Origin of the sequence: Brevundimonas sp. LPMIX5 (assembly GCF_003576505.1) — a bacterium.
Classification (GTDB): Bacteria; Pseudomonadota; Alphaproteobacteria; order Caulobacterales; family Caulobacteraceae; genus Brevundimonas; species Brevundimonas naejangsanensis.
Genome location: NZ_QWTZ01000001.1, coordinates 1 through 23033, shown reverse-complemented (window position 1 = coordinate 23033; position 23033 = coordinate 1). Strand labels below are relative to the sequence as shown.

34 protein-coding genes are annotated in these 23033 nt (G+C 65.3%); 2 read left to right on the top strand and 32 right to left on the bottom strand.

From position 1 onward, the window contains the following. The 29 genes from D1604_RS00165 to rpsJ form a co-directional block, all read right to left on the bottom strand. Positions 1 to 2763, bottom strand: a complete 2763-nt coding sequence (locus D1604_RS00165) for a M14 family metallopeptidase (protein ID WP_119411696.1) — start codon at positions 2761 to 2763, stop codon at positions 1 to 3. A 203-nt stretch (positions 2764 to 2966) separates the two neighbouring features. Continuing rightward, a complete protein-coding gene (gene rplQ, locus D1604_RS00160; protein ID WP_003170003.1) occupies positions 2967 to 3386 on the bottom strand; it encodes a 50S ribosomal protein L17 in 420 nt (139 codons plus the stop codon). Positions 3387 to 3503: 117 nt separating this feature from the next. Then, a complete protein-coding gene (locus tag D1604_RS00155) occupies positions 3504 to 4523 on the bottom strand; it encodes a DNA-directed RNA polymerase subunit alpha (RefSeq protein WP_024353160.1) in 1020 nt (339 codons plus the stop codon). A gap of 88 nt (positions 4524 to 4611) precedes the next feature. Then, on the bottom strand, positions 4612 to 5001 hold the full coding sequence (gene rpsK, locus D1604_RS00150; RefSeq protein WP_003164390.1) for a 30S ribosomal protein S11: 390 nt from the start codon (positions 4999 to 5001) through the stop codon (positions 4612 to 4614). 16 nt (positions 5002 to 5017) lie between these two features. Next, positions 5018 to 5386 carry a 30S ribosomal protein S13 gene (gene rpsM / locus D1604_RS00145; protein ID WP_024353161.1) on the bottom strand — a complete coding sequence of 123 codons (369 nt, stop codon included), beginning with the start codon at positions 5384 to 5386 and terminating at the stop codon, positions 5018 to 5020. A 141-nt stretch (positions 5387 to 5527) separates the two neighbouring features. Continuing rightward, the gene (locus D1604_RS00140) at positions 5528 to 6220 is read right to left on the bottom strand and encodes an energy transducer TonB (RefSeq protein WP_119411695.1); all 693 of its coding nucleotides are present in this window, start codon (positions 6218 to 6220) and stop codon (positions 5528 to 5530) included. An 84-nt stretch (positions 6221 to 6304) separates the two neighbouring features. Then, entirely contained in the window at positions 6305 to 6868 is a 564-nt protein-coding gene (locus tag D1604_RS00135; RefSeq protein ID WP_024353163.1) for an adenylate kinase, read from the bottom strand. 24 nt (positions 6869 to 6892) lie between these two features. Further along, positions 6893 to 8269: a preprotein translocase subunit SecY gene (secY, locus tag D1604_RS00130; RefSeq protein WP_024353164.1), complete on the bottom strand. Its 1377-nt coding sequence runs from the start codon at positions 8267 to 8269 to the stop codon at positions 6893 to 6895. A gap of 159 nt (positions 8270 to 8428) precedes the next feature. Beyond that, positions 8429 to 9022, bottom strand: a complete 594-nt coding sequence (gene rplO / locus D1604_RS00125; protein WP_119411694.1) for a 50S ribosomal protein L15 — start codon at positions 9020 to 9022, stop codon at positions 8429 to 8431. A 162-nt stretch (positions 9023 to 9184) separates the two neighbouring features. After that, complete coding sequence (rpmD, locus tag D1604_RS00120) at positions 9185 to 9379, bottom strand: 50S ribosomal protein L30 (RefSeq protein ID WP_024353166.1); 195 nt, start codon at positions 9377 to 9379, stop codon at positions 9185 to 9187. Between the two features lie 3 nt (positions 9380 to 9382). Continuing rightward, entirely contained in the window at positions 9383 to 9982 is a 600-nt protein-coding gene (rpsE, locus tag D1604_RS00115; RefSeq protein ID WP_024353167.1) for a 30S ribosomal protein S5, read from the bottom strand. A 13-nt stretch (positions 9983 to 9995) separates the two neighbouring features. Then, complete coding sequence (gene rplR / locus D1604_RS00110; protein ID WP_003170019.1) at positions 9996 to 10352, bottom strand: 50S ribosomal protein L18; 357 nt, start codon at positions 10350 to 10352, stop codon at positions 9996 to 9998. A gap of 3 nt (positions 10353 to 10355) precedes the next feature. Then, complete coding sequence (rplF, locus tag D1604_RS00105) at positions 10356 to 10889, bottom strand: 50S ribosomal protein L6 (protein ID WP_024353168.1); 534 nt, start codon at positions 10887 to 10889, stop codon at positions 10356 to 10358. 1 nt (position 10890) lies between these two features. After that, on the bottom strand, positions 10891 to 11289 hold the full coding sequence (gene rpsH / locus D1604_RS00100; protein WP_003170021.1) for a 30S ribosomal protein S8: 399 nt from the start codon (positions 11287 to 11289) through the stop codon (positions 10891 to 10893). Between the two features lie 15 nt (positions 11290 to 11304). Next, complete coding sequence (gene rpsN, locus D1604_RS00095) at positions 11305 to 11610, bottom strand: 30S ribosomal protein S14 (protein WP_003170022.1); 306 nt, start codon at positions 11608 to 11610, stop codon at positions 11305 to 11307. Between the two features lie 19 nt (positions 11611 to 11629). After that, positions 11630 to 12187 carry a 50S ribosomal protein L5 gene (gene rplE / locus D1604_RS00090; RefSeq protein ID WP_024353169.1) on the bottom strand — a complete coding sequence of 186 codons (558 nt, stop codon included), beginning with the start codon at positions 12185 to 12187 and terminating at the stop codon, positions 11630 to 11632. After that, complete coding sequence (rplX, locus tag D1604_RS00085) at positions 12187 to 12495, bottom strand: 50S ribosomal protein L24 (RefSeq protein ID WP_003170025.1); 309 nt, start codon at positions 12493 to 12495, stop codon at positions 12187 to 12189. The genes rplE and rplX overlap by 1 nt, the downstream gene beginning before the upstream one ends. A gap of 1 nt (position 12496) precedes the next feature. Beyond that, positions 12497 to 12865 (bottom strand): 50S ribosomal protein L14, encoded by a 369-nt coding sequence (rplN, locus tag D1604_RS00080; RefSeq protein ID WP_003164378.1) that lies wholly within the window; start codon positions 12863 to 12865, stop codon positions 12497 to 12499. Between the two features lie 18 nt (positions 12866 to 12883). Then, a complete protein-coding gene (rpsQ, locus tag D1604_RS00075) occupies positions 12884 to 13126 on the bottom strand; it encodes a 30S ribosomal protein S17 (protein WP_003164377.1) in 243 nt (80 codons plus the stop codon). A 10-nt stretch (positions 13127 to 13136) separates the two neighbouring features. After that, a complete protein-coding gene (gene rpmC / locus D1604_RS00070) occupies positions 13137 to 13334 on the bottom strand; it encodes a 50S ribosomal protein L29 (RefSeq protein ID WP_003164376.1) in 198 nt (65 codons plus the stop codon). After that, entirely contained in the window at positions 13334 to 13771 is a 438-nt protein-coding gene (gene rplP / locus D1604_RS00065) for a 50S ribosomal protein L16 (protein ID WP_003164375.1), read from the bottom strand. Before rplP ends, rpmC begins: the two co-directional genes overlap by 1 nt. Before the next feature lie 6 nt (positions 13772 to 13777). Further along, a complete protein-coding gene (rpsC, locus tag D1604_RS00060; RefSeq protein WP_003170027.1) occupies positions 13778 to 14524 on the bottom strand; it encodes a 30S ribosomal protein S3 in 747 nt (248 codons plus the stop codon). After that, entirely contained in the window at positions 14524 to 14904 is a 381-nt protein-coding gene (rplV, locus tag D1604_RS00055; RefSeq protein ID WP_024353170.1) for a 50S ribosomal protein L22, read from the bottom strand. Before rplV ends, rpsC begins: the two co-directional genes overlap by 1 nt. Before the next feature lie 3 nt (positions 14905 to 14907). Then, a complete protein-coding gene (rpsS, locus tag D1604_RS00050; protein WP_003164372.1) occupies positions 14908 to 15186 on the bottom strand; it encodes a 30S ribosomal protein S19 in 279 nt (92 codons plus the stop codon). A gap of 2 nt (positions 15187 to 15188) precedes the next feature. After that, positions 15189 to 16025: a 50S ribosomal protein L2 gene (gene rplB / locus D1604_RS00045; RefSeq protein ID WP_024353171.1), complete on the bottom strand. Its 837-nt coding sequence runs from the start codon at positions 16023 to 16025 to the stop codon at positions 15189 to 15191. Between the two features lie 4 nt (positions 16026 to 16029). Beyond that, positions 16030 to 16335 (bottom strand): 50S ribosomal protein L23, encoded by a 306-nt coding sequence (locus D1604_RS00040; RefSeq protein WP_003170030.1) that lies wholly within the window; start codon positions 16333 to 16335, stop codon positions 16030 to 16032. Next, positions 16335 to 16973 (bottom strand): 50S ribosomal protein L4, encoded by a 639-nt coding sequence (rplD, locus tag D1604_RS00035; RefSeq protein ID WP_119411693.1) that lies wholly within the window; start codon positions 16971 to 16973, stop codon positions 16335 to 16337. Before rplD ends, D1604_RS00040 begins: the two co-directional genes overlap by 1 nt. After that, positions 16973 to 17719, bottom strand: a complete 747-nt coding sequence (rplC, locus tag D1604_RS00030; protein WP_119411692.1) for a 50S ribosomal protein L3 — start codon at positions 17717 to 17719, stop codon at positions 16973 to 16975. The genes rplD and rplC overlap by 1 nt, the downstream gene beginning before the upstream one ends. A gap of 23 nt (positions 17720 to 17742) precedes the next feature. Then, complete coding sequence (rpsJ, locus tag D1604_RS00025; protein ID WP_003164367.1) at positions 17743 to 18048, bottom strand: 30S ribosomal protein S10; 306 nt, start codon at positions 18046 to 18048, stop codon at positions 17743 to 17745. A 583-nt stretch (positions 18049 to 18631) separates the two neighbouring features. Here rpsJ and D1604_RS00020 point away from each other — a divergent pair. Continuing rightward, positions 18632 to 19390, top strand: coding sequence for an outer membrane protein (locus D1604_RS00020; RefSeq protein ID WP_119411691.1), 759 nt, complete (start codon positions 18632 to 18634; stop codon positions 19388 to 19390). Positions 19391 to 19546: 156 nt separating this feature from the next. On the opposite strand, the gene D1604_RS00015 is transcribed toward D1604_RS00020, so the two are convergent. The 3 genes from D1604_RS00015 to D1604_RS00005 all read right to left on the bottom strand — a co-directional run bounded on the left by D1604_RS00015 (position 19547) and on the right by D1604_RS00005 (position 22632). Continuing rightward, positions 19547 to 20443, bottom strand: a complete 897-nt coding sequence (locus D1604_RS00015; RefSeq protein WP_024353174.1) for a GIN domain-containing protein — start codon at positions 20441 to 20443, stop codon at positions 19547 to 19549. Positions 20444 to 20529: 86 nt separating this feature from the next. Continuing rightward, positions 20530 to 21450 carry a cupin-like domain-containing protein gene (locus D1604_RS00010; protein ID WP_233551770.1) on the bottom strand — a complete coding sequence of 307 codons (921 nt, stop codon included), beginning with the start codon at positions 21448 to 21450 and terminating at the stop codon, positions 20530 to 20532. Positions 21451 to 21498: 48 nt separating this feature from the next. Further along, entirely contained in the window at positions 21499 to 22632 is a 1134-nt protein-coding gene (locus D1604_RS00005; RefSeq protein ID WP_119411689.1) for a GNAT family N-acetyltransferase, read from the bottom strand. A gap of 149 nt (positions 22633 to 22781) precedes the next feature. Between D1604_RS00005 and D1604_RS15775 the strand changes: the two genes are divergently transcribed. After that, positions 22782 to 22946, top strand: a complete 165-nt coding sequence (locus D1604_RS15775) for a hypothetical protein (protein ID WP_169469163.1) — start codon at positions 22782 to 22784, stop codon at positions 22944 to 22946. Positions 22947 to 23033 lie beyond the last annotated feature (87 nt).

Here is a 23033-nt window from a genome sequence, read left to right as displayed (position 1 = left end):
TTAGCGGTCGCTCCTAGCCACGGCAGGGCCGTAGAACAGGGCGTTGAACAGCAGTCGCGACGACGCCCGCGCCTGGGCGCGGTTCACTACATCGGGACCCAGAACGATGACCCGGCCCTGGCCGTGCTCCAGGTCCAGCACGGCGTCGGCGCCCGACAGTTTCTCCGGCCCGACGGCCCAGCCGCTGGAGACGGCGACCTGTTGCGGATAGCGCACCAGGCTGGCTCCTTCGCCCGCATGGCGGAAGCCCGTGTTGCGGTTGAAGAAGACGTTCATCTGGCGCGGGGCGCCGAAGGTGAGGGGGCGGCTGTTGTCGACCTCGGTCTGCATCACCGCGCCGGGGATGAAGAAGTCGGTCGAGGCCACCGGCTTGCCGTCCGCCGTGGTCAGCACATCCTGCACCGGCGCGCCCATGGCGGCGGCCAGGCGGTGGGCCGAGCCGATGGTGACGACGCTGCCGCCCGCCCGCGCGAAGGCGTCCAGCTGGGGCACGGTCGTCTCGGCGGTGATGTGGCCCAGCCAGCCGCGGTATTCGGCGGGGATGCTCTCGGGCGCCGGCTGCGGGCGCTGGGCGGCGGCGGACAGGTCGGCCGGGATCATGTCCGAGGCGAAGACCAGGACGTCGAAATCCTTGTTCAGGTCGCCTGCGTCGAGGCGCTGCGGATAGACCACCTCGAACGGATATTCGAACTGCTCCAGCATCCACTGGGTCCAGCCCGAGGCCATGGAGCCGCCGTAGCGGTCGACCAGGCCGATGCGCACCGGCTTCAGGGCGATCTGCTCGCCGCCCGGCGCGCGGGCGACCGCGTGGGCGGTCAGGCCCAGGTCGCGCACGGCCGCCTCGATGATCGGGCGGGCCTTGTCGTCGGCCGGAATCCACAGGGCGCCGGGCGGCAGGGTCGCGCGACCCGCGCGGGTCTCGCCCTCCTGCCAGTAGACGGGCAGACCCGCCGCCAGCAGGCGGTTGGTCAGGATGTAGCCGTTGACGGGCGCATGATCGATCAGCCAGCCCGCCCGGCCCGATCCCTCGATCCGGCCCGGCGGCGGGGCCATGACGTCGGCGACGCGTTCGGTCGGCGCCTCGAAGCCGTCCAGGATGCGGTCGAACTGCACGCCCATCTGCATGGCCAGGGTGTAGCCGGTGGCGTCATAGGGCAGTTTGGGCGGGCCGCCCGGATACTGCAGGTCGTGCGGGTGGTCCTGCGGCTCGAACATGTCCAGAACGTGCGGGCGATAGGCCTGGGCCGTCTTCACCACATAGGAACCCGCCGGATAGGTCTTAGCCCCGATGGTGAAGGCGCGCGTCGCCCGCTCCACATCCACGCCGGTCTTGATCAGGCTGTTCAGGAAGGCGACGGCGGTGGGCAGGTCGGCCTGATCCGCCGGGATGACATAGCCGCGCGGATCGCGCCGGGCCGGGTCGCGCAACACGCTTTCATACAGCGCCGGATCGACTCGGCGAGCGTTCTCGCCCGCCGCTGCGTTCAGGGCGTCGATCGCCGAGGGCGTGACCCGCCATGTGTCGGTATTCCCCTTGTCGATGGCGTTCTGGCCCATACGCCAGATGTTGAACAGCACCCGATCCTTGTTGCGCGAGGCGTAGTTCAGCACCGCCCGGTTGATCGATTGCGAGTACTCAATCGACTGGGCGAAACGCCAGGTTTGCGGCGCCACCGGCAGGGGCAGGTCGTTGCGCGGCAACTGGTTGTCCGGGATCAGGCTGATCTGGCTGGGGGTCGGATGGCCGGTGATCTCGGTCAGCAGGCCGACCGCATTGTGGAAATAGGTGACGGAGCGCTCCATCCCGTTGTTCCACGTCGAATAGTTGGCCCCGCTGCGCATGGTCGAGCCGGGCTTGCCCTCCTCGATCAGGCGGCTGTGCATGGCGGCCCCGACCTCGGAGAGGGTGCTCATGACCAGCGGATCGTAGTTGTAGTTGAAGGGGTCGCGGAACGGCGGCATGAAGACCACAGTCCCCGCCGGCGCCGTCTGGTGATGGTTGTAGATGATCTGCGGGAACCACTCGCGGAAGAACTGCCGATTGACGTTGGTCGTCTCGGTCATGGCCGACAGGTAGTAGTCGCGGTTGTTATCGTGACCGACGTACTTCTGATACAGGCGGGGAATAGACGCGTATTCGCGTTTCAGCGGGTCCTCGTTGCGCATATACCAGGTGGAGACCAGCTCCCACCCGTCCGGGTTCATCGGCGCGAACAGGATGACCACGTCGTCCAGGATGCGCTTGGCCTCGGCGTCCTCGGCGGTCAGCCATTCATACAGGGCGGCGATCAGGGCCTGGGGCGGCACGGTTTCGGTGGAGTGCAGGCCGCCGTCGATCCACACCACGGCCTTGCCCTCGGCGGCCAGGGCGCGGGCCTCGTCCTCGCTGACGCCCTCGGCCTTGGCCAGGCGCCGCGCGATCTCCTGATAGCGGTCGATGTTCGCCAGGTTCTGCGGCGAGGAAACGACCGAGAGGTACTGCGTCCGCCCTTCGGAGGACTTGCCGATCTCCAGCAGCTTCATCCGGTCCGACTGCCCTGCCAGGGTGTGCAGATAGCGCTCGAACTGGGTGTAGGTGATCAGATGATAGTCCGCCCCGACCTCATGGCCGAACGCCTCCAGCGGGGTGGTGAGGGTGCGGGCGGGGGCGGCCGTGGCCGCGACCGGGGCCGGCGAGGCGGCGGCTTCGAGCGCCAGGGCGCTGACGGAAAACAAGGCCCAAAAAGCCAAACTGGCCGCAAGCACGGCGGACGGACGGGTCATGCGATCTCCTGATGCGTTCACTCTCAGCCTTCTGCGAGGCTTGGCGACAGCTTGGCGTCTTCGCGGCCCGGACGCAATTTACCCGCAGCCTGAAAAGGCCTGCGACGAGGATTACCCACAGCCAAGCCACGGCGGAGGCAAAAAGAAAGGGCGGCTGGATCGCTCCGGCCGCCCTTTCGACATTTCAACAGTAAAGCCTGAAATCAGGCCTCGTCGTCGCCCTCGATGGCGAAGACCGGACCGGAGTCCTTGCCCTTGGCCTCGACGTCGCGATCCACGAACTCGATGACGGCCATCGCGGCGTTGTCGCCGTGACGGAAGCCCGCCTTCATGATGCGGATGTAGCCGCCGTTACGCTCGGCGTAACGCGGAGCCAGCGTGTCGAACAGCTTGCCGACCTGCGGCACGTCGCGAACGGCGCTGATGGCCTGACGACGGGCGTGCAGGTCGCCCTTCTTGGCCAGGGTGACCAGCTTCTCGACGAAGGGACGCAGTTCCTTCGCCTTGGGCAGGGTGGTCGTGATCTGCTCGTGCTTGATCAGCGAGGCGGCCATGTTGGCGAACATGGCCTGGCGGTGGCTGACCGTACGGCCGAGCTTACGATAGGCGGCGCCGTGGCGCATCGGGGTCTCTCCTACTCGACCCTGGTTTCTCGTCCCTACTTGGCGGACGAGACCTGGGGCCTCTCATTCTAACCGCCCCAACCGATCCACGCGGGACCTGGGCGGAGGGGTTAATGATCAGATCTGGTCGTCGAACTTCTTGGCCAGATCTTCGATGTTTTCCGGCGGCCAGTTCGGCACATCCATGCCGAGGCTCAGGCTCATGGACGCCAGAACTTCCTTGATTTCGTTCAACGACTTGCGGCCGAAGTTCGGGGTGCGAAGCATTTCGCCCTCGGTCTTCTGGATCAGGTCGCCGATGTAGACGATGTTGTCGTTCTTCAGGCAGTTGGCCGAACGGACCGACAGCTCCAGCTCGTCCACCTTCTTCAGCAGGGCCGGGTTGAAGGGCAGTTCGGGCTTGCCGTCCGACTGCTCGACAGCCTTCGTCGGCTCATCGAAGGTGATGAAGATCTGCAGCTGGTCTTGCAGGATGCGCGCGGCGTAAGCCACGGCGTCAACCGGCGAGACGGCGCCGTTGGTTTCAACTTCCAGGATCAGCTTGTCGTAGTCCAGCGACTGGCCCTGACGGGTCGGCTCGACGCGATAGGCGACGCGCTTCACCGGCGAATACAGGGCGTCGACGGCGATCAGGCCGATCGGAGCGTCTTCCGGGCGGTTCAGTTCGGCGGCGACGTAGCCCTTGCCGTTCTGGACCGTCAGTTCCATGCGGACCGAGGCGCCGTCGTCCAGGGTGCAGATCACGTGATCCGGGTTCAGCACCTCGATATCGGCCGGCAGTTCGATCTGAGCCGCAGTCACCGGGCCGGGGCCCGTGGCGCGCAGGGTCATCCGCTTCGGACCTTCTGCGTGCATGCGCAGGGCCAGTTGCTTGATGTTCAGAACGATGTCGACAACGTCCTCGCGAACGCCTTCCAGCGACGAGAACTCGTGAACAACGCCGTCGATCTGAATGGCCGTGACCGCCGCGCCTTGAAGCGAAGACAGCAGAACGCGACGAAGCGCGTTGCCGAGCGTCACACCGAAACCGCGCTCGAGAGGTTCGGCGATCAGACGCGCCTTGTGCTGCGGGTCAGACCCGCCCTCGACTTGCGGTTTCTCGGGACGGATCAGCTCTTGCCAGTTTCTTTCGATCATAAAGTCCCTCGAACGGGTTTCGACGGCTCCGTGTCCTCACGTTCAGGACAACAGGAGCCGCCGGGAGAAGGGGTAGGCGGCGTGAACCTTAGACGCGACGGCGCTTGGGCGGACGGCAGCCGTTGTGCGGCATCGGCGTCACGTCGCGGATGGTCGTGATCGTCATGCCGACGGCCTGCAGGGCGCGCAGGGCCGACTCACGGCCCGAACCCGGACCCGAGACGTTCACTTCCAGCGTCTTGACGCCGTGCTCGGCGGCCTTCTTGCCAGCGTCTTCCGCAGCCATCTGAGCGGCGTACGGCGTCGACTTGCGCGAGCCCTTGAAGCCCATGTGGCCGGCCGACGACCAGGAAATCGCGTTCCCTTGAGCGTCGGTGATGGTCACCATGGTGTTGTTGAACGAAGCATTCACGTGGGCGACGCCCGAGGTGATGTTCTTACGTTCGCGGCGCTTAACGCGACCCGGTTCCTTAGCCATCGGTCAGGCCTCTCTCTTACTTCTTCTTGCCGGCGATCGGCTTGGCCGGACCCTTGCGGGTGCGAGCGTTGGTGTGAGTGCGCTGGCCGCGGACCGGCAGGCCCTTACGGTGACGCAGGCCGCGATAGCAGGCCAGGTCCATCAGACGCTTGATGTTCATCGACGTCTCGCGACGCAGGTCGCCTTCGACAGTGTAGTCGCGGTCGATGGCTTCGCGGATCTGCAGGATCTCCGCGTCGGTCAGCTGGTTCACGCGGCGAGCCGGCTCGATGCCGATCTTGGCCGTGATCTCCTTGGCGTTATGCGCGCCAATGCCGTGGATGTACTGAAGCGCGATTTCAACGCGCTTGTTGGTCGGAATGTTGACGCCTGCGATACGGGCCACGAAATTCTCCAAGTACGCGTTAATCAGACGCAGAAACCGCTCCGGTCAACAGACCAGGAGCGTGTACGCCCTTCGCGGAAGTCCGCCCTTATACAGGGGATTCCCGATGCGTCAACGGGCAAGCGCCGTGAGCAGGATGGTTCAGGGCCATTCGACCCCCACCCGGACCTCTCGACCATCAATCGGCGCTCCGTTCTGCGTCGGAGGACGAAAGCGGAAATATCGCGAGGCCGCAAGGGCCGCCTGACCGAATCCCATCCCCGGCGGCGTTTCGTCCACCAGGCGGCAGTCGCTCAGGGTGGTGTCCAGCCGAACCCGACAGGCCAGTGTCGCCTGCCCGCCCCTCCGCTGGCGGAAGGCTTCGCGCGGATGCAGGGCCCGCAGTTCGCCCACCGTCGGGCCGCGAATGATGCGCGGCGGGCCGTCGCCCTCGCCGGGGCCGACGCCGGAACCGCTGCCGCCGTCGCTGCCCGTCCCCTGCCCGCCCTGGCCCTGACCCGGCGTCGGACCGGGCTCTGGCGCCGCGCCGAGGACCAGTGGCTGTTCATGAGCGGGACGCGGGGGCGCGACGACTTCGGGCGGAGGCGGCGCCGGACGCGGTCGCGGGGGACGCACGCTTGAGGCGGCGGCGGGCGCTCCGCCCCCTTGCGTGACTGCCGGTTCCGCAGGCGGGGGCGGAGGCCGCTCGGGACGTTCAAACGGAATCAGGTCGACAATGATAAGCGGCGGCGGCGCGTCCAGGGTCGTCTCGGGCCGCCCTACGCCCAAAAGCACAAAGGCGCCGAGGTGCAGAAGAGCCACAAGCCCCGCCGCGCCCCAGCGCCATTGTTTCATTCGTTTCGGTCGCAACCGCCTCTCCCGCACAGGCCTCCGAACGCTAACGCTTCAGAAGTCGAGGAGATCAGACCGCGCGCCTGATCAGGCGTCCAGCGCTGCGTCGATAGCGGCGGCTACGGCGGCGATATCGCCCATGCCGTCCACCTCGGTCAGCTTGCCCTGGCCTTCATAGTAGGGAAGCAGCGGCGCGGTCTGGCGGTTGTAGACGGCCAGACGGTCCTTGAAGGTCTCGGGATTGTCGTCTGCACGGCCCTGTTCAGCGAACCGCTTGCCGATCCGGTCCGTCAGGGCGGCGTCGTCCACCTTCAGGCGGATGACGCTGTCGATCTTGGCGCCGCGCTTGGCCAGCATGGCGTCCAATGCTTCAGCCTGAGCCACCGTGCGGGGGAAGCCGTCAAAGATGGCGCCGCCGGCGGCCTCGGCCTCCGGCAGGCGCGCTTCGATCAGAGCGATGACGATCTCGTCGGTGACGAGGTCGCCTCGCGCCAGCACGTCCTTGACCTTCAGCCCCAGCTCGGAGCCGGAAGCGATCGCCGCGCGCAGCATGTCGCCGGTCGAGAGCTGGACCATGCCCCGCCCCTCGACCAGCCGCTTGGCCTGGGTGCCCTTGCCGGCCGCAGGCGGCCCGAACAGGATCAGGTTCATTATGTCTTCGGGCCCCCTACCCGATCAGCGACGGGCAGGAGCGGAACCGCCCCGGCCACGGCCGCGCAACTTGGCCTTCTTGATCAGCCCCTCATACTGGTGAGCCAGCAGGTGCGACTGAATCTGGGCGACAGTGTCCATCGTCACCGAGACCACGATCAAGATAGACGTTCCGCCAAAGTACAGGCTGTTCCCCAGGCTGCTGACCAGGAACTCCGGCAGCAGACAGACGGCGGTGATATAGGCGGCGCCGATCACCGTCAGGCGCGTCAGGACATAGTCCAGATACTCGGCCGTGCGCTTGCCCGGACGGATGCCCGGCAGAAAGCCGCCGTACTTGCGCAGGTTCTCGGCCGTGTCCTCGGGGTTGAAGGTGATCGAGGTGTAGAAGAAGCAGAAGAAGATGATCAGGACGGCGTACAGCACCATGAAGACGGGCTTGCCGTGCGTCAGCTGCGCCGTCACCAGCGGCAGCCAACTCATCCATTCCGGCAGATTCGCGTTCGCCGTGAACTGAGCCACCGTCGTCGGCAGCATCAGCAGCGACGAAGCGAAGATGGCCGGGATCACGCCTGCGGTGTTGACCTTCAGCGGCAGGAAGCTGCGCTCGCCGCCGGTCATCCGGTTGCCTTCCTGGCGCTTCGGATACTGGATCAGAAGACGGCGCTGGGCGCGCTCCATAAAGACGATGAAGACGATGACCGCCACCGCCATGATGGCGATGAAGAACAGGGTGAAGGCCGACATCTGACCCTGCTGGGCCAGGCCCAGCATCCGCGCCACCGTCGACGGCAGAACCGCCACGATGCCCGCGAAGATGATCAGGGAGATGCCGTTGCCGACGCCGCGCGCCGTCACCTGCTCGCCCAGCCACATCAGGAACATGGTGCCGCCGGTCAGAACGGTGACCGTCGAAATGATGAAGAACAGACCGGGCTGGTCGATCAGGCCGGGCTGGGCGTTCAGGCCCACCGCGATGCCGAAGGACTGGGCCAGGGCCAGGAACACCGTCAGATAGCGGGTGTACTGGTTCAGCTGCTTGCGGCCCGACTCGCCGCCTTCCTTCTTCAGCTTCTCCCACGGCGGATAGACCGCGCCCATCAGCTGGACGATGATCGACGCCGAGATGTAGGGCATCACGTTCAGCGCGAACACGGCCATGCGCTCGACGGCGCCGCCCGAGAACATGTTGAACATGTCCAGGATGCCGCGTTGGCCATCCGGATTCTGGAAGAAGGCCAGGAAGGCCTCGCCATTGATCCCAGGGATCGGAACATAGGTGCCGATCCGATAGACCAGCAGCGCGCCCAGCGTGAACAGCAGGCGCTTGTGCAGCTCGGTCGCTTTCGCGAACGAGCCGATGTTCATATTGGCAGCAAGTTGTTCAGCGGCCGAAGCCATCAGGCGCTCCCCACACGGTCACCATTAGTCATGCCCGTGCTCAGATAGGCGGAAAGCGGCGCTCTTGCGAGGGCCGCTTTCGGAAAATCGTCATCCCGTTCCGGACCTTCCCGGCGAAGGCGCGAGAGCCGCGCCCCCGTCGGGATGACGATATCGGATTTAGGCCTTGGCCGCGGCGCGCTTGGCGCGAGCCGAGATCTTGTTGGCGTCGCCCAGCGGAGCCTTCGGCGCCGGGGCCTTGCCGCGAGTCGCATTGCGCTTCTCGAGACGGGCCGCAGCCTTGGCTTCAGCTTCAATGCGCTCCTGCTTGACCGAACCGCCGGCGGCTTCCACCGCCTTGATGGCGCCGGCCGAGGCCGACCAGACCACCAGGTTCAGCTTGGCCTTCAGTTCACCTTCGCCCAGGACGCGCACGCCGTCCTTGACGCGGCGGATCACGCCGGCGGCGACCAGGGCCGCGCCGTTGATCTCGGCCTTGGCGTCCAGCTTGCCGCCGTCGATGGCCTCTTGCAGGCGCCACAGGTTGACTTCAGCCAGCTTCGGCGCGTTCGGCACGTTAAAGCCGCGCTTCGGCATACGCATGTACAGCGGCATCTGGCCGCCTTCGAAGCCGACCTTGCCGCCGCCCGAACGCGAGTTCTGACCCTTGACGCCGCGCCCCGCGGTCTTGCCCTTGCCCGAGCCCGGGCCACGGCCGACGCGCATGCGCTTCTTGGTTGCGCCTTCGTTGTCGCGGATTTCGTTCAGTTTCATTGCCTGATCCTTTCGGGTTCTAGCGCCAGGTCCGCCAGGCGGTCCTGACTCGGCGTTGTAAAAATTGAAGGGTCGCTGATTAAGCGACCCGCGTCTGCATCGCAAGATGCTTCTTCACAAAGCGAAACGCCCTCCCCCGCGAACGGGAGAGGGCGAAGCGTCTTATTTCTCGACCACTTCCACCATGTGGGCGACCTTGGCGATCATCCCACGGACGGAGGGGGTGTCTTCCAGGGTCGACTCACGGCCGATCTGGTTGAGACCCAGGCCCACCAGGGTGGCGCGCTGATCGCCCTTGCGGCGGATCGGGCTCGCCGTCTGACGGACGGTCACAGTCTTCTTTTCGGTCTTGGCCATCTATCAGCCCTCCACGGCTTCCGGCGCCGAAGCGCCGTCATTGCGGCGGCCCATCAGGTCGGACACCTTCTTGCCCCGCTTGGAGGCGATCTGGCGCGGCGACGACTGGACCTTCAGAGCTTCGAAGGTGGCGCGGATCATGTTGTAGGGGTTCGACGAGCCGGTCGACTTGCCCACGACGTCCTGGACGCCGAGGGTTTCGAGGACTGCACGCATCGGACCGCCCGCGATGACGCCGGTGCCCGGAGGCGCCGCACGCATCATGATCTTGCCAGCGCCCCAACGGCCGTTGCCGTCGTGGTGCAGGGTGCGGTTCTCGCGCAGCGGAACCTTGATCATGGTCTTCTTGGCTTCTTCGGTCGCCTTGCGGATGGCTTCCGGCACTTCGCGCGCCTTGCCATGACCGAAGCCGACGCGGCCCTTGCCGTCGCCGACGACCATCAGGGCCGCGAACGAGAACCGGCGGCCGCCTTTGACGGTGGCGGCGACGCGGTTGATGTGCACCAGCTTCTCGACGATGTCCGAATCCGGACCATCAACGGGAGCGTTGCGGTTGTCGCGACGGTTGCGGTCGCCGCCGCCGCGTTGGGGTTCACGAGCCATGCTTGCCGTTCCCTTAGAAGTTCAGGCCGGCTTCGCGCGCGGCTTCCGCCAGCGCCTTGACCCGGCCGTGATAGATGTAGCCGCCACGGTCGAAGACGACGTCGGTGACGCCCTTCTCGATGGCGCGCTCGGCGATCAGCTTGCCGATCTTGGCAGCAGCTGCGACGTCCGAACCCTTGGACCCCTTGCCGCCTTCCAGCGACGAGGCGGAGGCCACCGTGACGCCCTGGGCGTCGTCGATGATCTGGGCCGAGATGTTCTTGTCCGAACGGTGAACCGACAGACGCAGGCGACCGTTGGCGACAGCCTTCAGGCGGCGGCGAGTGCGCTCGGCGCGGCGCTTGGCTTGTTGTTGAAGAGAGAGAGCCATGACTTACTTCTTCTTGCCTTCCTTGCGCCGGACGAATTCGCCCTGATAGCGCACGCCCTTGCCCTTATACGGCTCCGGCGGACGCATCTTGCGGATGACTGCGGCGATTTCACCAACGACCTGCTTGTCGGCGCCCGAGATCTTGATCTCGGTCTGCTTCGGAACAGCGAAGGTGACGCCTTCCGGCGGAGCGATGTCGACGTCGTGCGAGAAGCCGAGCTGCAGCGAGAGATCCTTGCCCTTCAGGGCGGCGCGGTAACCGACGCCGACCAGTTCCAGGGTCTTCTCGAAGCCGTCGGTCACGCCGGTCACCATGTTGGCGACCAGGGTGCGCGACAGGCCCCACATGGCCTTGGCGCGCTGCGTGTCCGAACGCGGGGTCAGCGACAGTTCGTCGCCTTCCTGCTTGACTTCGATCTCTTCGGCGACGGTCCAGGAGCGTTCGCCCTTCGGACCCTTCACGGTGATGTCCTGGCCGTTGAGCGTGACGGTCACGCCCTTCGGCACAGCGATGGTTTTCTTGCCGATACGAGACATATCAGTAGACCCTGCAGAGGACTTCGCCGCCGACGTTAGCGTCGCGGGCGGCGGCGTCGGACATGACGCCCTTCGAAGTCGAAAGGATCGAGATGCCGAGGCCGTTCTTGACCGGCTTCAGATCGCCGATGGCCGAATAGACGCGACGGCCGGGCTTCGACACGCGGGCGATCTCGGCGATCACCGGCTGGCCGTCGAAGTATTTCAGCTCGATCTCGAACTGCGGGAATTCGCCGGGGTTCTGAACCAGCGAATAGCCGCGGATGTAGCCCTCGTCCTGCAGCACGTCCAGGACGCGCTGGCGCAGGCGGGAAGCCGGGGTGAGCACCGACGAACGCTTGCGGGTGGCCGCGTTCTTGATGCGAGCGATCATGTCGCTCAGGGGATCGTTGATCATCATGTCTGTTCGCTCCCCTTACCAGCTCGACTTCGTCAGGCCGGGGATCTGACCCATGTTGCCCAGCTCACGCAGGGCGACACGGCTCATCTTGAGCTTGCGGTAATAAGCCCGCGGACGGCCCGTCACTTCGCAACGGTTGCGGATACGGCTCGGGGCCGAGTTACGCGGCAGGGCCGCCAGCTTCAGGCGCGCATCGAAACGCTCCTCAAGCGGCAGGCTCTCGTCGTTGGCGATAGCCTTCAGGGCGTCCCGCTTCGCGGCATACTTCGCAACCAGGGCCTTGACGGCTTCGTTGCGGTTTACGGCGCTTTTCTTAGCCATTGTTCTCTTCCCTTCCCGCTCAGTTCACGAACGGGAACTTGAACTCGGTGAGGAGAGCCTTGGCTTCCTCATCGGTCTTGGCCGTGGTGCAGACGATGATGTCCATGCCCCACATCTGGTCGATCTGGTCGTAGTTGATCTCCGGGAACACGATGTGCTCCTTCAGACCCGTGGCGTAGTTGCCGCGACCGTCGAACGAGGTGCCCTTCAGGCCACGGAAGTCCTTCACGCGCGGCAGGGCGATCGTGATGAAGCGGTCCAGGAACTCGTACATCTGGGCGCCACGCAGGGTGACCTTCCCGCCGATGATCATGCCTTCGCGCAGCTTGAAGCCGGCGATGGAGTTACGAGCCTTGGTCGGCACGGCCTTCTGACCGGCGATGGCCGTCAGGTCCTTGAGGGCCGCAGTGGCCTTCTTGGAGTCCGCGACGGCTTCACCGATGCCCATGTTCAGGACGATCTTGTCCAGCTTGGGGATCTGCATCTCGTTCGTGTAGCCGAACTTTTCCTTCAGGGCGCCGCGGATGCGGTCCTGATAGTCGGTCTTGAGACGCGGCGTGTACTTGGTGTCGGCCATCAGATGACGTCTCCCGTCGACTTGGCGAAGCGGACCTTCTTGTCCCCCTCGACCTTGAAGCCCACGCGGGTCGCCTTGCCGTTGGCGTCGGCGATCGCGACGTTCGACAGGTGAAGCGAGGCTTCCTTGTGCTTGATGCCGCCTTGCGGGTCAGCCTGGGTCGGGCGCGTGTGGCGCTGGACCATGTTGACGCCTTGCACGACGACGCGGTTCTCGGTCGGCAGGACCTGCAGCACCTGGCCGGTGCGGCCCTTGTCCTTGCCGGTCAGGACGACGACCTTGTCGCCCTTTTTGATCTTGGCGGCCATGTTACAGGACCTCCGGAGCCAGCGAGATGATCTTCATGTGGTTCTTGGCGCGCAGCTCGCGCGGAACCGGGCCGAAGATACGGGTGCCGACAGGCTCGTTTTGCTTGTTGACGATGACGGCGGCCGACTTGTCGAAACGGATGACAGAGCCGTCCTTGCGCTGGATGTCCTTGGCGGTGCGCACGACGATGGCGCGAACGACGTCGCCCTTCTTCACGCGGCCGCGCGGAATCGCTTCCTTCACCGAGGCGACGATGGTGTCGCCGATCGAGGCGTAGCGGCGCTTGGAGCCGCCCAACACCTTGATGCACATGACCCGGCGAGCGCCCGAGTTATCGGCGACCTCCAGGTTAGTTTGCATCTGGATCATGGGATCCGATCCTTCTTCTTACGAAGCCGAAGACGGGGAAATGATTTCCCAGCGCTTCAACTTGGACTTGGGGGCGCATTCGATGATGCGCGCGATATCGCCGACTTTGAGAGCGTTAGCTTCATCGTGGGCGTGGTAATTCTTGGACTTACGAACCGTCTTGCGGAGCAGCGGGTGCAGCAGGGTGCGCTCGACCTTCACGACGACGGTCTTGTCGCCCTTGTCGGAGACGACCACGCCTTCAAGAATGCGTTTGGGCATCGGTGTTTCCTTACGAGGCCGCACGCTTCTCGCGCAGAAGCGTCGAGATGCGAGCGATGTCCTTGCGCACTTCCGAGACCCGGTGGGTCTTTTCCATCTGGCCGGTGGCGGCCTGGAAGCGCAGGTTGAACTGTTCCTTCTTGAGCTTCAGCAGCTCGTCGGACAGTTGGTCGACGGTTTGCGACCGGAGATCGGCGATCTTGGTCATTAGGCGGCTTGCTCCGTAACGATGCCGGCGTCCAGGCGGGTGACCACCTTGGTGCGGATCGGCAGCTTGGCGGCGCCGAGGCGCAGCGCTTCACGAGCCACGTCGTCCGGCACGCCGTCGATTTCGAACATGATGCGGCCAGGAGCCACGCGAGCGGCCCAGTGGTCCACCGCGCCCTTGCCCTTACCCATCCGCACTTCGGCCGGCTTGCCGGAAACCGGCACGTCGGGGAAGATACGGATCCAGACGCGGCCCTGACGCTTCATCTGACGGGTGATCGCGCGGCGAGCCGCTTCGATCTGACGCGCCGTGATGCGCTCCGGCTCGACGGCCTTCAGGCCGTATGAGCCGAAGTTCAGCGAGAAACCACCCTTGGACGAGCCGTGGATGCGGCCCTTGAAGGCCTTGCGGTACTTGGTCTTTTTCGGTTGCAACATGGCCTATCAGCCCTCACGACCACGGCGCGGACCGCGATCACCGCGGGGGCCGCGCTCACGGCCTTCGTTGGACGACGGACCCGAGGCTTCCTGGGCCCAGCGCTTGTCCTGGGCCATCGGGTCGTGCTCGAGCACTTCACCCTTAAACACCCAGACCTTCACGCCAATGATGCCGTAGGTCGTCTTGGCTTCATAGAAGCCGTAGTCGATGTCGGCGCGCAGGGTGTGCAGCGGCACGCGACCTTCGCGGTACCACTCCATACGAGCGATTTCGGCGCCGCCCAGACGGCCCGAGACGTTGATGCGGACGCCCTTGGCGCCCAGGCGCATGGCCGACTGCATCGAACGCTTCATGGCGCGGCGGAACGCGATACGGCGTTCCAGCTGCTGAGCGATGTTCTCGGCGATCAGCTGAGCGTCGGTTTCCGGCTTGCGGACCTCGACGATGTTCAGGTGAACTTCGCCTTCGGTGCGGGCCGCGATGTCCTTGCGCAGCTTCTCGATGTCAGCGCCCTTCTTGCCGATCACGACACCCGGACGGGCGGCGTAGATCGTCACGCGGCACTTCTTGTGCGGACGCTCGATGATGATGCGCGACACGCCGGCGGCCGACAGGCGTTCCTTCAGCCACGTGCGCAGCTTCAGGTCCTGGTGGAGCAGCTTGGCGTAGTCGGCGCCGCCGGCGAACCAGCGGCTGTCCCACGTGCGGTTCACGCCGAGGCGCAGACCGATCGGATTGATTTTCTGACCCATCAGGCGGCCTCACCTGCTTCGCGAACCACGATGGTGATTTCGCTGAACGGTTTCAGGATGCGCGACGAGCGGCCGCGAGCACGGCTCGCGAAACGCTTCATCACCAGGTTCTTGCCCACGAAGGCCTCGGCGACGACCAGGTTGTCGATGTCGAGGTTGTGGTTGTTCTCGGCGTTCGAGACGGCCGAGTACAGGACCTTGCGGACGTCGCCGGCGATGCGCTTGCGGCTGAATTCCAGCTCGTTGAGAGCCTTCTGCACCGGCAGGCCGCGGATCGATTGGGCCACCAGGTTCAGCTTCTGCGGGCTGATGCGGACGTTGACCAGCTTGGCGCGGGCCTCGGTCGTCGCAACGCGACGGGGGTTCTTGGTCTGGGCCATGGATTACTTCCTCTTGGCCTTCTTGTCCGCCGCGTGGCCCGGGAAGTTCCGGGTCGGGGCGAACTCGCCGAACTTCATGCCGACCATTTCTTCGGAGACCGACACCGGCACGTGCTTCTGGCCGTTGTGGACGCCGAACGTCAGACCGACGAACTGCGGCAGGATGGTGGAGCGGCGCGACCAGGTCTTGATCACGTCCTTGCGGCCCGACGATTGAGCGGCGTCGGCCTTCTTGAGCAGATACCCGTCGACAAACGGGCCTTTCCAGGAGGAGCGGGCCATTCTTAGCGAGCCTTCTTCACGTGACGGCTACGGATGATGAACTTATCCGTAGCCTTGTTCTTGCGGGTACGAGAGCCCTTGGTGTCCTTGCCCCACGGCGTAACCGGGGTACGACCACCAGAGGTCCGGCCTTCACCACCACCATGCGGGTGGTCGATCGGGTTCATGGCGACGCCGCGAACGTGCGGACGCCAGCCCATGTGACGCTTGCGACCGGCCTTGCCCAGGTTCTGGTTCATGTGCTCGGGGTTCGACACGGCGCCGACCACGGCCAGGCACGAGTCCAGAACCATGCGCAGCTCGCCCGAGCCCAGACGGATCTGAGCGTAGCCCTGGTCGCGACCGACCAGTTGAGCGTAGGCGCCGGCCGAACGGGCCAGCTGAGCGCCCTTGCCCGGCTTCATCTCCACGTTGTGGATGATGGTGCCGACCGGCATCGAACGCAGGGGCATGGCGTTGCCCGGCTTCACGTCGACCTTTTCACCCGCGACGATGGTGTCGCCGGCGTGCAGGCGCTGAGGCGCGATGATGTAGGTCTTCTCGCCGTCGGCGTAGTTCACCAGAGCGATGAAGGCCGTGCGGTTCGGGTCGTATTCCAGACGCTCGACCGTGCCGACCACGTCGAACTTGCGACGCTTGAAGTCGATCTTGCGGTACAGCTTCTTGGCGCCGCCGCCGCGGAAGCGGACAGCGATACGACCGCCCTGACCACGGCCGCCCGACTTGGTCAGGCCCTCGGTCAGCGACTTCTCCGGGCGGCCCTTGTGCAGCTCGGAGCGGTCGACCAGCACCAGGGCGCGGCGGCCCGGCGACGTCGGATTGTAATGCTTCAGAGCCATGGTCTTAGAGCCCCGTCGTGACGTCGATCGACTGACCATCGGCCAGCGTCACGATCGCTTTCTTGATGTCCACGCGGCGACCGAGGATGCCCCGGAAGCGCTTGGTCTTACCCTTTTGAACCAGGGTGTTGACCTTGAGGACGTTGACTTTGAACAGGCTTTCGACCGCAGCGGCGATCTCGTCCTTGGTCGCCGTGCCGGCGACGCGGAACACGACCTTGTTCTGCTCCGACAGGATCGTGGCCTTCTCGGTGATCACCGGAGCCAGGATGGTGTCGTAGTGCTTGGCGGTGGGTTGAGCGGCGGCCATTATGCGGCTTCCTTCTCAGCGAAGCGGGCCTCGATCGCCTCGACGGCGGCCTTGGTCAGCACCAGTTTGTCCGCCCGCAGGATGTCATAGACGTTCAGGCCGGCGTTCGGCAGCACGTCGATGTGCGGGATGTTGCGCGCGGCCAGGCCGAAGTTGGCTTCGACTTCCGGACCCGCGATGATCAGAGCCTTGGTCCAGCCCAGCTTGCCGAAGGTTTCGCGCAGAGCGGCCGTCTTCGGCTCCTTGACCGAGACGCTGTCGACAACGACCAGATCGCCGGCCTTAACCTTGGACGACAGGGCGTGCTTCAGCGCCAGGGCGCGGACCTTTTTCGGCAGCGAGAAGCCGTGGTCGCGGACGACCGGGCCGAACGCCGGCGAACCGCCGACGAACTGGGGCGCACGACGCGAGCCGTGACGGGCGCCGCCCGTGCCCTTCTGCTTGTACATCTTCTTGCCCGTACGAGAGTTCTCGTTGCGGGTTTGAACCTTGTGGGTGCCGGCGCGGCGCTTGGCCAGCTGCCAGTTGACGTAGCGGGCCAGCAGGTCGCCGCGGATGTCGGAGATGCCGAAAACGGCGTCCGACAGCTCAACGTCGCCAGCAGCCTTGCCGTCGAGTTTGATGACCGAGAGTTTCATTACGCTTCACCGCCTTCGGTCGCTTCCACGGCCGGAGCTTCTTCAGCCGGCATCGAAGCGGGTTGAGCAGCGGCCGACTTGACGGCGCCCGGGAACGGGGCATCCGACGGACGGGCCTTCTTGATGGCGTCACTGATCTTGACGTAGGCGCCGTCGTGACCCGGGACAGCGCCCTTGATCAGGATCAGGCCACGCTCGGCGTCGACGCGGACGACGGTCAGGTTCTGGGTGGTGACGACTTCCTGGCCCAGGTGGCCGGCCATCTTCTTACCCTTGAAGACCTTGCCCGGATCCTGACGCTGGCCGGTCGAACCGTGCGAGCGGTGCGAAATCGACACGCCGTGCGAAGCACGCAGACCGCCGAAGTTCCAGCGCTTCATGGCGCCGGCAAAGCCCTTACCAATGGTATGGCCCTGGATGTCGACCTTCTGACCCGCGAGGAAGTGGTCGGCCGACAGTTCGGCGCCCACGTCCAGCAGGGCGTCTTCGCCCACGCGGAACTCAGCCACATAGGCCTTCGGCTCGACCTCGGCCTTCGCGAAAACTTCGCGTTGAGCCTTGGCCGTGTTCTTGGCCTTCTTAACGCCAGCGCCCAACTGAAGGGCGACGTAGCCGTCGCGCTCCTTGGTACGTTGGCCGACGACTTGGCAGCCGTCGAGCTGGAGCACAGTGACCGGAACGTGTGCGCCGTCATCGGCGAACACGCGGGTCATCCCCAGCTTCTTGGCGATCACGCCCGTGCGCATGTCGGATCCCGCCTCTTTCTTTCTTAGATCTTGATCTCGACGTCCACGCCAGCGGACAGGTCGAGCTTCATGAGCGCGTCCACGGTCTGCGGGGTGGGGTCGACGATGTCGAGCACGCGTTTGTGCGTGCGGATTTCAAACTGCTCACGCGACTTCTTGTCGACGTGCGGCGAGCGGTTCACGGTGAACTTTTCGATCAGGGTCGGCAGCGGGATCGGACCACGAACGGTCGCGCCCGTGCGCTTGGCGGTGTTGACGATTTCGCGCGTCGAAAAGTCGAGGACGCGATGATCGAAGGCCTTGAGCCTGATGCGGATGCTTTGATCCATATCGGTTGTTATTCCCATGCGGCCGGAGCCGCGTCCCTGTGAACCATTTCAAAGACCGAAGCCCCGAGACGAAAACTCGTCCCCAGGAAACGCAAATCCGCAAAAACGAGCGGCCCACGCAGTCCCCCGCGAAGGCCGTAAGTTCCCAAGAAGCTGCAAAGAACAGTAACTTAGGTCGTTCCTGCGGACCGCGTCTGCACCCGAAAGTGCACAGCCGGTCCAACAAGAGGGGCGCTTATGCCCTCCGATTCCGTTTCCGTCAAGCGTGGAAATCCCCGCCCCGTCAGGGTTTGCGACTCACCGCCCGCGCTGCCCCCAGAAACGATGCGGCGCAACATAACACGGGCTGATTGTTAGGGACTACGGCCGGAAAGCGGCCATATGAACGCCCCGGAAAGGCGCCGCCGCAATGCTCGCCGTATACTGACGCACTTATGCCTCAATGCGTCACTTTTGGGCAACATCGCCCCCGATGTGACGAGGCCATGACATGTTTGTTACGGCAAAGGGCGAAACTGCGACCTATGTCTTGCCCATCGCCGGGCGGCTCAGCTTCCCGGCGGCAGTACATAAGGACAAAAAAATGAAAACCGTCTTTCTCGCTTCGGTCGCCGCCGCGACCCTGATCGCTGCTCCCGCCTTCGCCCAAGACGCCATCGGCTCGGCCGGCATCGCCTATAACTACGCCGACGTGGACGGCACGGACGTGAACCGCGGCGTCATCGACGGCACCGTCGCCTCGTCGGTGTTCGGCGACTGGACCGTGACCTTCAACGCTGAAGCCGCCTATACCGACGTCAAGCACGGTGGCGACGAAACCACCCTGGCCGGCGCCGTCCACCTGTCGAAGAAGATCGAAGACATGCGCTTCGGCGGCTTCTACGGCGCTTCGGAACTGGGCGCGACCACGCTGAACACCTTCGGCCTGGAAGGCCAGAAGTACCTGGACCGCGCCACCCTGACGGGCGTTGTTTCGTACGGCACGGCTGCTGACGCCGACATCTGGACCGTGGCCGGCGACGCCGCCTTCTACGCCACGCCGCAACTGCGCCTGAGCGGCGGCGCCGCCTACACCAACGTCGACGCCGACAACATCTTCATCGGCGCCGGCGACGTGGACGCCTGGTCGGCTGGCGTGGCTGCCGAGTATCAGTTCGCCAACTCGCCGTACTCGGTCTTCGGCGGCTACGACTACGTCAAGTCCTCGGACCTGGACGTCGACGCCAACGTCTTCAAGATCGGCATGCGCTACAGCTTCGGCGGCGGTCTGCAAGCCCGCGACCAAGCCGGCGCCAACCTGGGCCGCACGCACAACGGCGTCGCCGCCCTGTTCGGCCACTAAGACGTCTGCGCGGTCCGCAAGGACCGCATGGAACGACGAAACCCCGGCGGAGCGATCCGCCGGGGTTTTTGTTTGGCTCGCACCCGACTGCGGACGTGAAAAAGGCCCGGAGGGTTCCACGCTCCCGGGCCTTTTCCTTCAGAACCTCGCGCGGCGTCAGCGGCCGATACGCAGGTCTCCTGATCCGACGATCGAGCGCGACACCCGGCCGGTCGCCTCAGCCACCCGGACATCGCCCGAACCGGCGATGGCCGCTGAAACATCGCCGGCCGTTCCCTCGAAGCGGACATCGCCCGAGCCGCCGATCGACACCTTGAGCGACGGAGCGCGCCCTGCGCGCACCCGCACCCCGCCGGAGCCGCCGATGGCGATTTCGGTTTCACCATCCACCCGGGCCACTTCAATACTGCCCGAGCCGCCGACATTGGCCTCCAGCCTGCCTGTCGCCCCCGCCAAGACCGATCCGGAGCCGCCGACCGATGCCTCCAGATTGCGGGAGGTCCCGGCACGGATGCTGCCCGAGCCGCCGACCGACAGATCGACGTCGCCGTCGACGTTGGCCACAGTCCAGGAGCCGCAGCCGCCAGAGCCAAGATCGACCGAGCGGGCGCCGCGTCCGATGGAGCCGAACACAGCCCCTCCCCCGTTAACGTCCACGTCGCGCGGCGTGCGCAGGACGATCATCGGCGCATCCTCCATCCGGATTCGCCCCTTGCCTCGCACCTCGACCGTGGCGCCGTCGCCGGGCTGGCGAGCGTCAGCCCGGCCGTTGTTGCACGAACCGATCAGGCCGCTGTTGAAGCCCATGCCGCGCGAACGACCCAGGCCTCCGTCGATGCGCACCTGATCGCCGCGACGCTCGATACGCAGTTCCGGCAGATCAGCCGAGCCCTGGGTGATCTCCACCCCGACATCCGCCCGGTCTTCCGGAATGACGATCACACGCGCCACCGCATTGCGGATGGTCACTTCGGCGGCGAACGCCGGAGCCGCCAGAACGGCGGATGCGGCCAGGGCGGATCCCAAGGCGGCGGCGATAGCGGCGGGTTTCATCAGCGAGCTCTCCCTGTCTCTGTGTCCAGACGAAACTGAGGGCCCCACGCCGCAAAGTCAGTTTAAATCGAGGTCATGAACCCCTTTTAACCTTGGCCCCCCGCCGCCTCGGCGTTCAGTCGTCCGGCGCCGTCCACGGCGCCCGCCTCAGGCACGAAATCACGCTCGAAGTTCTCCAGGCGGCTCTTCAGGGCGCCGGTCTTCTTCAGCAACACCGACGCCGCCCAGCGGGCGGCCAGTTCAGGCGTTCCCATCTGATCGGTCGAACGGGGCGCCCCTCCCCGGCTGCGCACGACAGCGTTGGTATACAGGGCGCCCCGTCTCAGTCGCGAACTCCAGGTCTGGAAGTCGACCGACAGGGAGACGCAGAACCGATCCAGATTCTCCACCCGATGCGGCGCAAAGAAGGGCCAGGTCAGCGCCTGGCCGGGTTCCAGGTCGATCGCCCGGGCGTCCTGTTCAAAGGCGCGGACATAGGGGATTTCCTCGGTCGTCTGCCGCGCGATCACCTGCTCCATGCTGCGCTCAGGCAGATGCGCCTCGTCGCCCGGAAAGACGAACAGCCGCTTGCGGCCACGCATGTGGAACAGGATCACGCCAGAAGCGTCGAAGTGATAGGGCACCCGAGCCTTCGGCGACGAAAGGATCAGCTGACCATTGCGGCTGACCGCCTTCAGACCGGGATAGGCGTCGCCCATGATCCGGTCGAACTCGGCCATCGTCGCCTGCCACAACTCGGGCCAGCCGCGCTCGACGTCGCGCATATTGACCCACAAACGGCCCTGCTGGATCGCCTCCAGCAGTTCCGCCCCGTTCAGCCGCCCGCGAGCGCCCGTTCGCAGACTGACCTGCCCTTCGTCGTCGTAGTCGTACAGGTTGATGTCGAACAGATCCGCAGGATACCGGTCCAGCACTTCGGCCAGCGCCTGATCCTCGGCGAAGCCGTTGGCGACCAGGGCATGAGCATGGACTGCCGCCTGGCTGATCGGACCCGCATAACGCGTCATGGAAGCCGTCATTCCGTTTCCTCCTCTACCGGCCTGTCCGGCCGCCCTCTATTTCCGCACCATGTCGATGGCGGCGCGCACCGCCCCCGAGGCTCGGCCCGTCAAACTCGTTTCACACGCCTCGATCACGGCCCAGCGGCGCCGCGTACTGGTGCGCAGACGCTGCGCCCGCTCACGGCCCGCCAGGCCGACAGCGGCGCTCATCGTGGCGCACAGGGCCCTGGACACGCCGGGCCGGGCCACGACGCCTTCGGCGGTCACCAGGCCGCCGTCATCGTAGTATTTCTTGTAGTAGCCGCCTACGCCGACGCCGTAGTCGAAGATCCGGTAACCCCGTTCGGCCCCCAGCCGGATCGTCTCCTGCGTCAGCACTATGCCCGGCGACCAGCGCGCGACTTCCTGATTATAGACCGGGAACCACAGGTGGAAATGACGTCCCGCGTGCATGGAATATTCCATCGCCACCACGCGGCCATCGACGCGCAGCACCGCCATCGACGCGCCGAAACCGTCTTCGCCCTCGCAGTCCATCAGGGCGTGCAGGACCTGACCGGTCCAGCCGCAGGCGAAAATGTCATGCAGCCCGGTGCGGCGATACTGTTCGCTCTTTTCGATGATCAGCCGCTCCAGCAGAGCGTGATCGTGGAGGCCGATCTCGATCTCTACCGTCTTGAAGGCGCCGTCCAGCCCCCGCCGCGAACGCTCCTTGTCCTTGAAGTATTTCGGAAAGGCTTTCCTGCGCCGCGCGTACCAGGCGTCGAAGCCGCCCTCATCCGGCACGACCGAGACGACGCTGTGATGACGGGGCATCTGTTCCGGCGCTTCGCCGATCCAGGCGGCGGCGGCGAAGCGCGGTGCGCCCAGCAGGCGCGCCGCTTCCTGCATCGAGGGCTTCTGATTCTTGGGACCGATGACCCCGTGATAGTCGTTCATCGGCGCTGCCAGCGGCTGGATCGTCCCGCCCCGGCGCTGATGCGGATAATATCCGACGACGCGCCCGTCCCGTTTGAAGACAGCCACGGCCGAGCCGGGACAGATCGCCCCCGCCGTGCGCGCGAACTCCCAACGGAAATAGGGGCTGCTCAGGTCGGGATCCGCGCGCGCCCAGTCATTCCACTGCGCGCCCTCATCGGGCGTCAGCTCGTCCAGGCTGCGGATTTCGACTGATAGTGGTCCCGACATGACGCTCCCTTCGGAACGATCAAAGCAAGTCCCGTTCCATCCCTGCCTGATAAGGCCAAGCTCTTGAGGCGGGGTTAGCGCGCAGCCGCGTTGGCGCAGAAACGGAGCCTCTTGTCGCCCCCGGCATTGTCTTCAGCAGGAGGTCCCTCATGACAACGCCCCGCCCCAAGGCACGCGAAACCGAGAACGAGAACCAGCGCCCCGACAAGGCCGGTCATCCGCCGCGCCCCGCGACCGAACCGAAAGGCGCCGAAGGCAGCAGCAACTCCGGCCGCACCGAAACCGACCCGGCGACAGGCGAGCCGAACAACTGAATGCAAAACGGCCCCCGGATTTCTCCGGGGGCCGTTCTGTTACGCTTTACTGTGGCCTTGAGGCCGGTACGCTTACGCTTACTCGTT

Excerpts from the sequence above, each read along its gene's own strand:
- D1604_RS00165 (WP_119411696.1), bottom strand. The coding sequence starts at position 2,763 with ATGACCCGTCCGTCCGCCGTGCTTGCGGCCAGTTTGGCTTTTTGGGCC.
- rplQ (WP_003170003.1), bottom strand. The coding sequence starts at position 3,386 with ATGCGCCACGGCGCCGCCTATCGTAAGCTCGGCCGTACGGTCAGCCAC.
- D1604_RS00155 (WP_024353160.1), bottom strand. The coding sequence starts at position 4,523 with ATGATCGAAAGAAACTGGCAAGAGCTGATCCGTCCCGAGAAACCGCAA.
- rpsK (WP_003164390.1), bottom strand. The coding sequence starts at position 5,001 with ATGGCTAAGGAACCGGGTCGCGTTAAGCGCCGCGAACGTAAGAACATC.
- D1604_RS00140 (WP_119411695.1), bottom strand. The coding sequence starts at position 6,220 with ATGAAACAATGGCGCTGGGGCGCGGCGGGGCTTGTGGCTCTTCTGCAC.
- D1604_RS00135 (WP_024353163.1), bottom strand. The coding sequence starts at position 6,868 with ATGAACCTGATCCTGTTCGGGCCGCCTGCGGCCGGCAAGGGCACCCAG.
- secY (WP_024353164.1), bottom strand. The coding sequence starts at position 8,269 with ATGGCTTCGGCCGCTGAACAACTTGCTGCCAATATGAACATCGGCTCG.
- rplO (WP_119411694.1), bottom strand. The coding sequence starts at position 9,022 with ATGAAACTGAACGAAATCCGCGACAACGAAGGCGCAACCAAGAAGCGC.
- rpmD (WP_024353166.1), bottom strand. The coding sequence starts at position 9,379 with ATGGCCAAGACCGAAAAGAAGACTGTGACCGTCCGTCAGACGGCGAGC.
- rpsE (WP_024353167.1), bottom strand. The coding sequence starts at position 9,982 with ATGGCTCGTGAACCCCAACGCGGCGGCGGCGACCGCAACCGTCGCGAC.
- rplR (WP_003170019.1), bottom strand. The coding sequence starts at position 10,352 with ATGGCTCTCTCTCTTCAACAACAAGCCAAGCGCCGCGCCGAGCGCACT.
- rplF (WP_024353168.1), bottom strand. The coding sequence starts at position 10,889 with ATGTCTCGTATCGGCAAGAAAACCATCGCTGTGCCGAAGGGCGTGACC.
- rpsH (WP_003170021.1), bottom strand. The coding sequence starts at position 11,289 with ATGATGATCAACGATCCCCTGAGCGACATGATCGCTCGCATCAAGAAC.
- rpsN (WP_003170022.1), bottom strand. The coding sequence starts at position 11,610 with ATGGCTAAGAAAAGCGCCGTAAACCGCAACGAAGCCGTCAAGGCCCTG.
- rplE (WP_024353169.1), bottom strand. The coding sequence starts at position 12,187 with ATGGCCGACACCAAGTACACGCCGCGTCTCAAGACCGACTATCAGGAC.
- rplX (WP_003170025.1), bottom strand. The coding sequence starts at position 12,495 with ATGGCCGCCAAGATCAAAAAGGGCGACAAGGTCGTCGTCCTGACCGGC.
- rplN (WP_003164378.1), bottom strand. The coding sequence starts at position 12,865 with ATGATCCAGATGCAAACTAACCTGGAGGTCGCCGATAACTCGGGCGCT.
- rpsQ (WP_003164377.1), bottom strand. The coding sequence starts at position 13,126 with ATGCCCAAACGCATTCTTGAAGGCGTGGTCGTCTCCGACAAGGGCGAC.
- rpmC (WP_003164376.1), bottom strand. The coding sequence starts at position 13,334 with ATGACCAAGATCGCCGATCTCCGGTCGCAAACCGTCGACCAACTGTCC.
- rplP (WP_003164375.1), bottom strand. The coding sequence starts at position 13,771 with ATGTTGCAACCGAAAAAGACCAAGTACCGCAAGGCCTTCAAGGGCCGC.
- rpsC (WP_003170027.1), bottom strand. The coding sequence starts at position 14,524 with ATGGGTCAGAAAATCAATCCGATCGGTCTGCGCCTCGGCGTGAACCGC.
- rplV (WP_024353170.1), bottom strand. The coding sequence starts at position 14,904 with ATGGCCCAGACCAAGAACCCCCGTCGCGTTGCGACGACCGAGGCCCGC.
- rpsS (WP_003164372.1), bottom strand. The coding sequence starts at position 15,186 with ATGGCCCGCTCCTCCTGGAAAGGCCCGTTTGTCGACGGGTATCTGCTC.
- rplB (WP_024353171.1), bottom strand. The coding sequence starts at position 16,025 with ATGGCTCTGAAGCATTACAATCCGACGTCGCCGGGCCGCCGCGCCCTG.
- D1604_RS00040 (WP_003170030.1), bottom strand. The coding sequence starts at position 16,335 with ATGGCCGCCGCTCAACCCACCGCCAAGCACTACGACACCATCCTGGCT.
- rplD (WP_119411693.1), bottom strand. The coding sequence starts at position 16,973 with ATGAAACTCTCGGTCATCAAACTCGACGGCAAGGCTGCTGGCGACGTT.
- rplC (WP_119411692.1), bottom strand. The coding sequence starts at position 17,719 with ATGCGCACGGGCGTGATCGCCAAGAAGCTGGGGATGACCCGCGTGTTC.
- rpsJ (WP_003164367.1), bottom strand. The coding sequence starts at position 18,048 with ATGGATCAAAGCATCCGCATCAGGCTCAAGGCCTTCGATCATCGCGTC.
- D1604_RS00020 (WP_119411691.1), top strand. The coding sequence starts at position 18,632 with ATGAAAACCGTCTTTCTCGCTTCGGTCGCCGCCGCGACCCTGATCGCT.
- D1604_RS00015 (WP_024353174.1), bottom strand. The coding sequence starts at position 20,443 with ATGAAACCCGCCGCTATCGCCGCCGCCTTGGGATCCGCCCTGGCCGCA.
- D1604_RS00010 (WP_233551770.1), bottom strand. The coding sequence starts at position 21,450 with ATGACGCGTTATGCGGGTCCGATCAGCCAGGCGGCAGTCCATGCTCAT.
- D1604_RS00005 (WP_119411689.1), bottom strand. The coding sequence starts at position 22,632 with ATGTCGGGACCACTATCAGTCGAAATCCGCAGCCTGGACGAGCTGACG.
- D1604_RS15775 (WP_169469163.1), top strand. The coding sequence starts at position 22,782 with ATGACAACGCCCCGCCCCAAGGCACGCGAAACCGAGAACGAGAACCAG.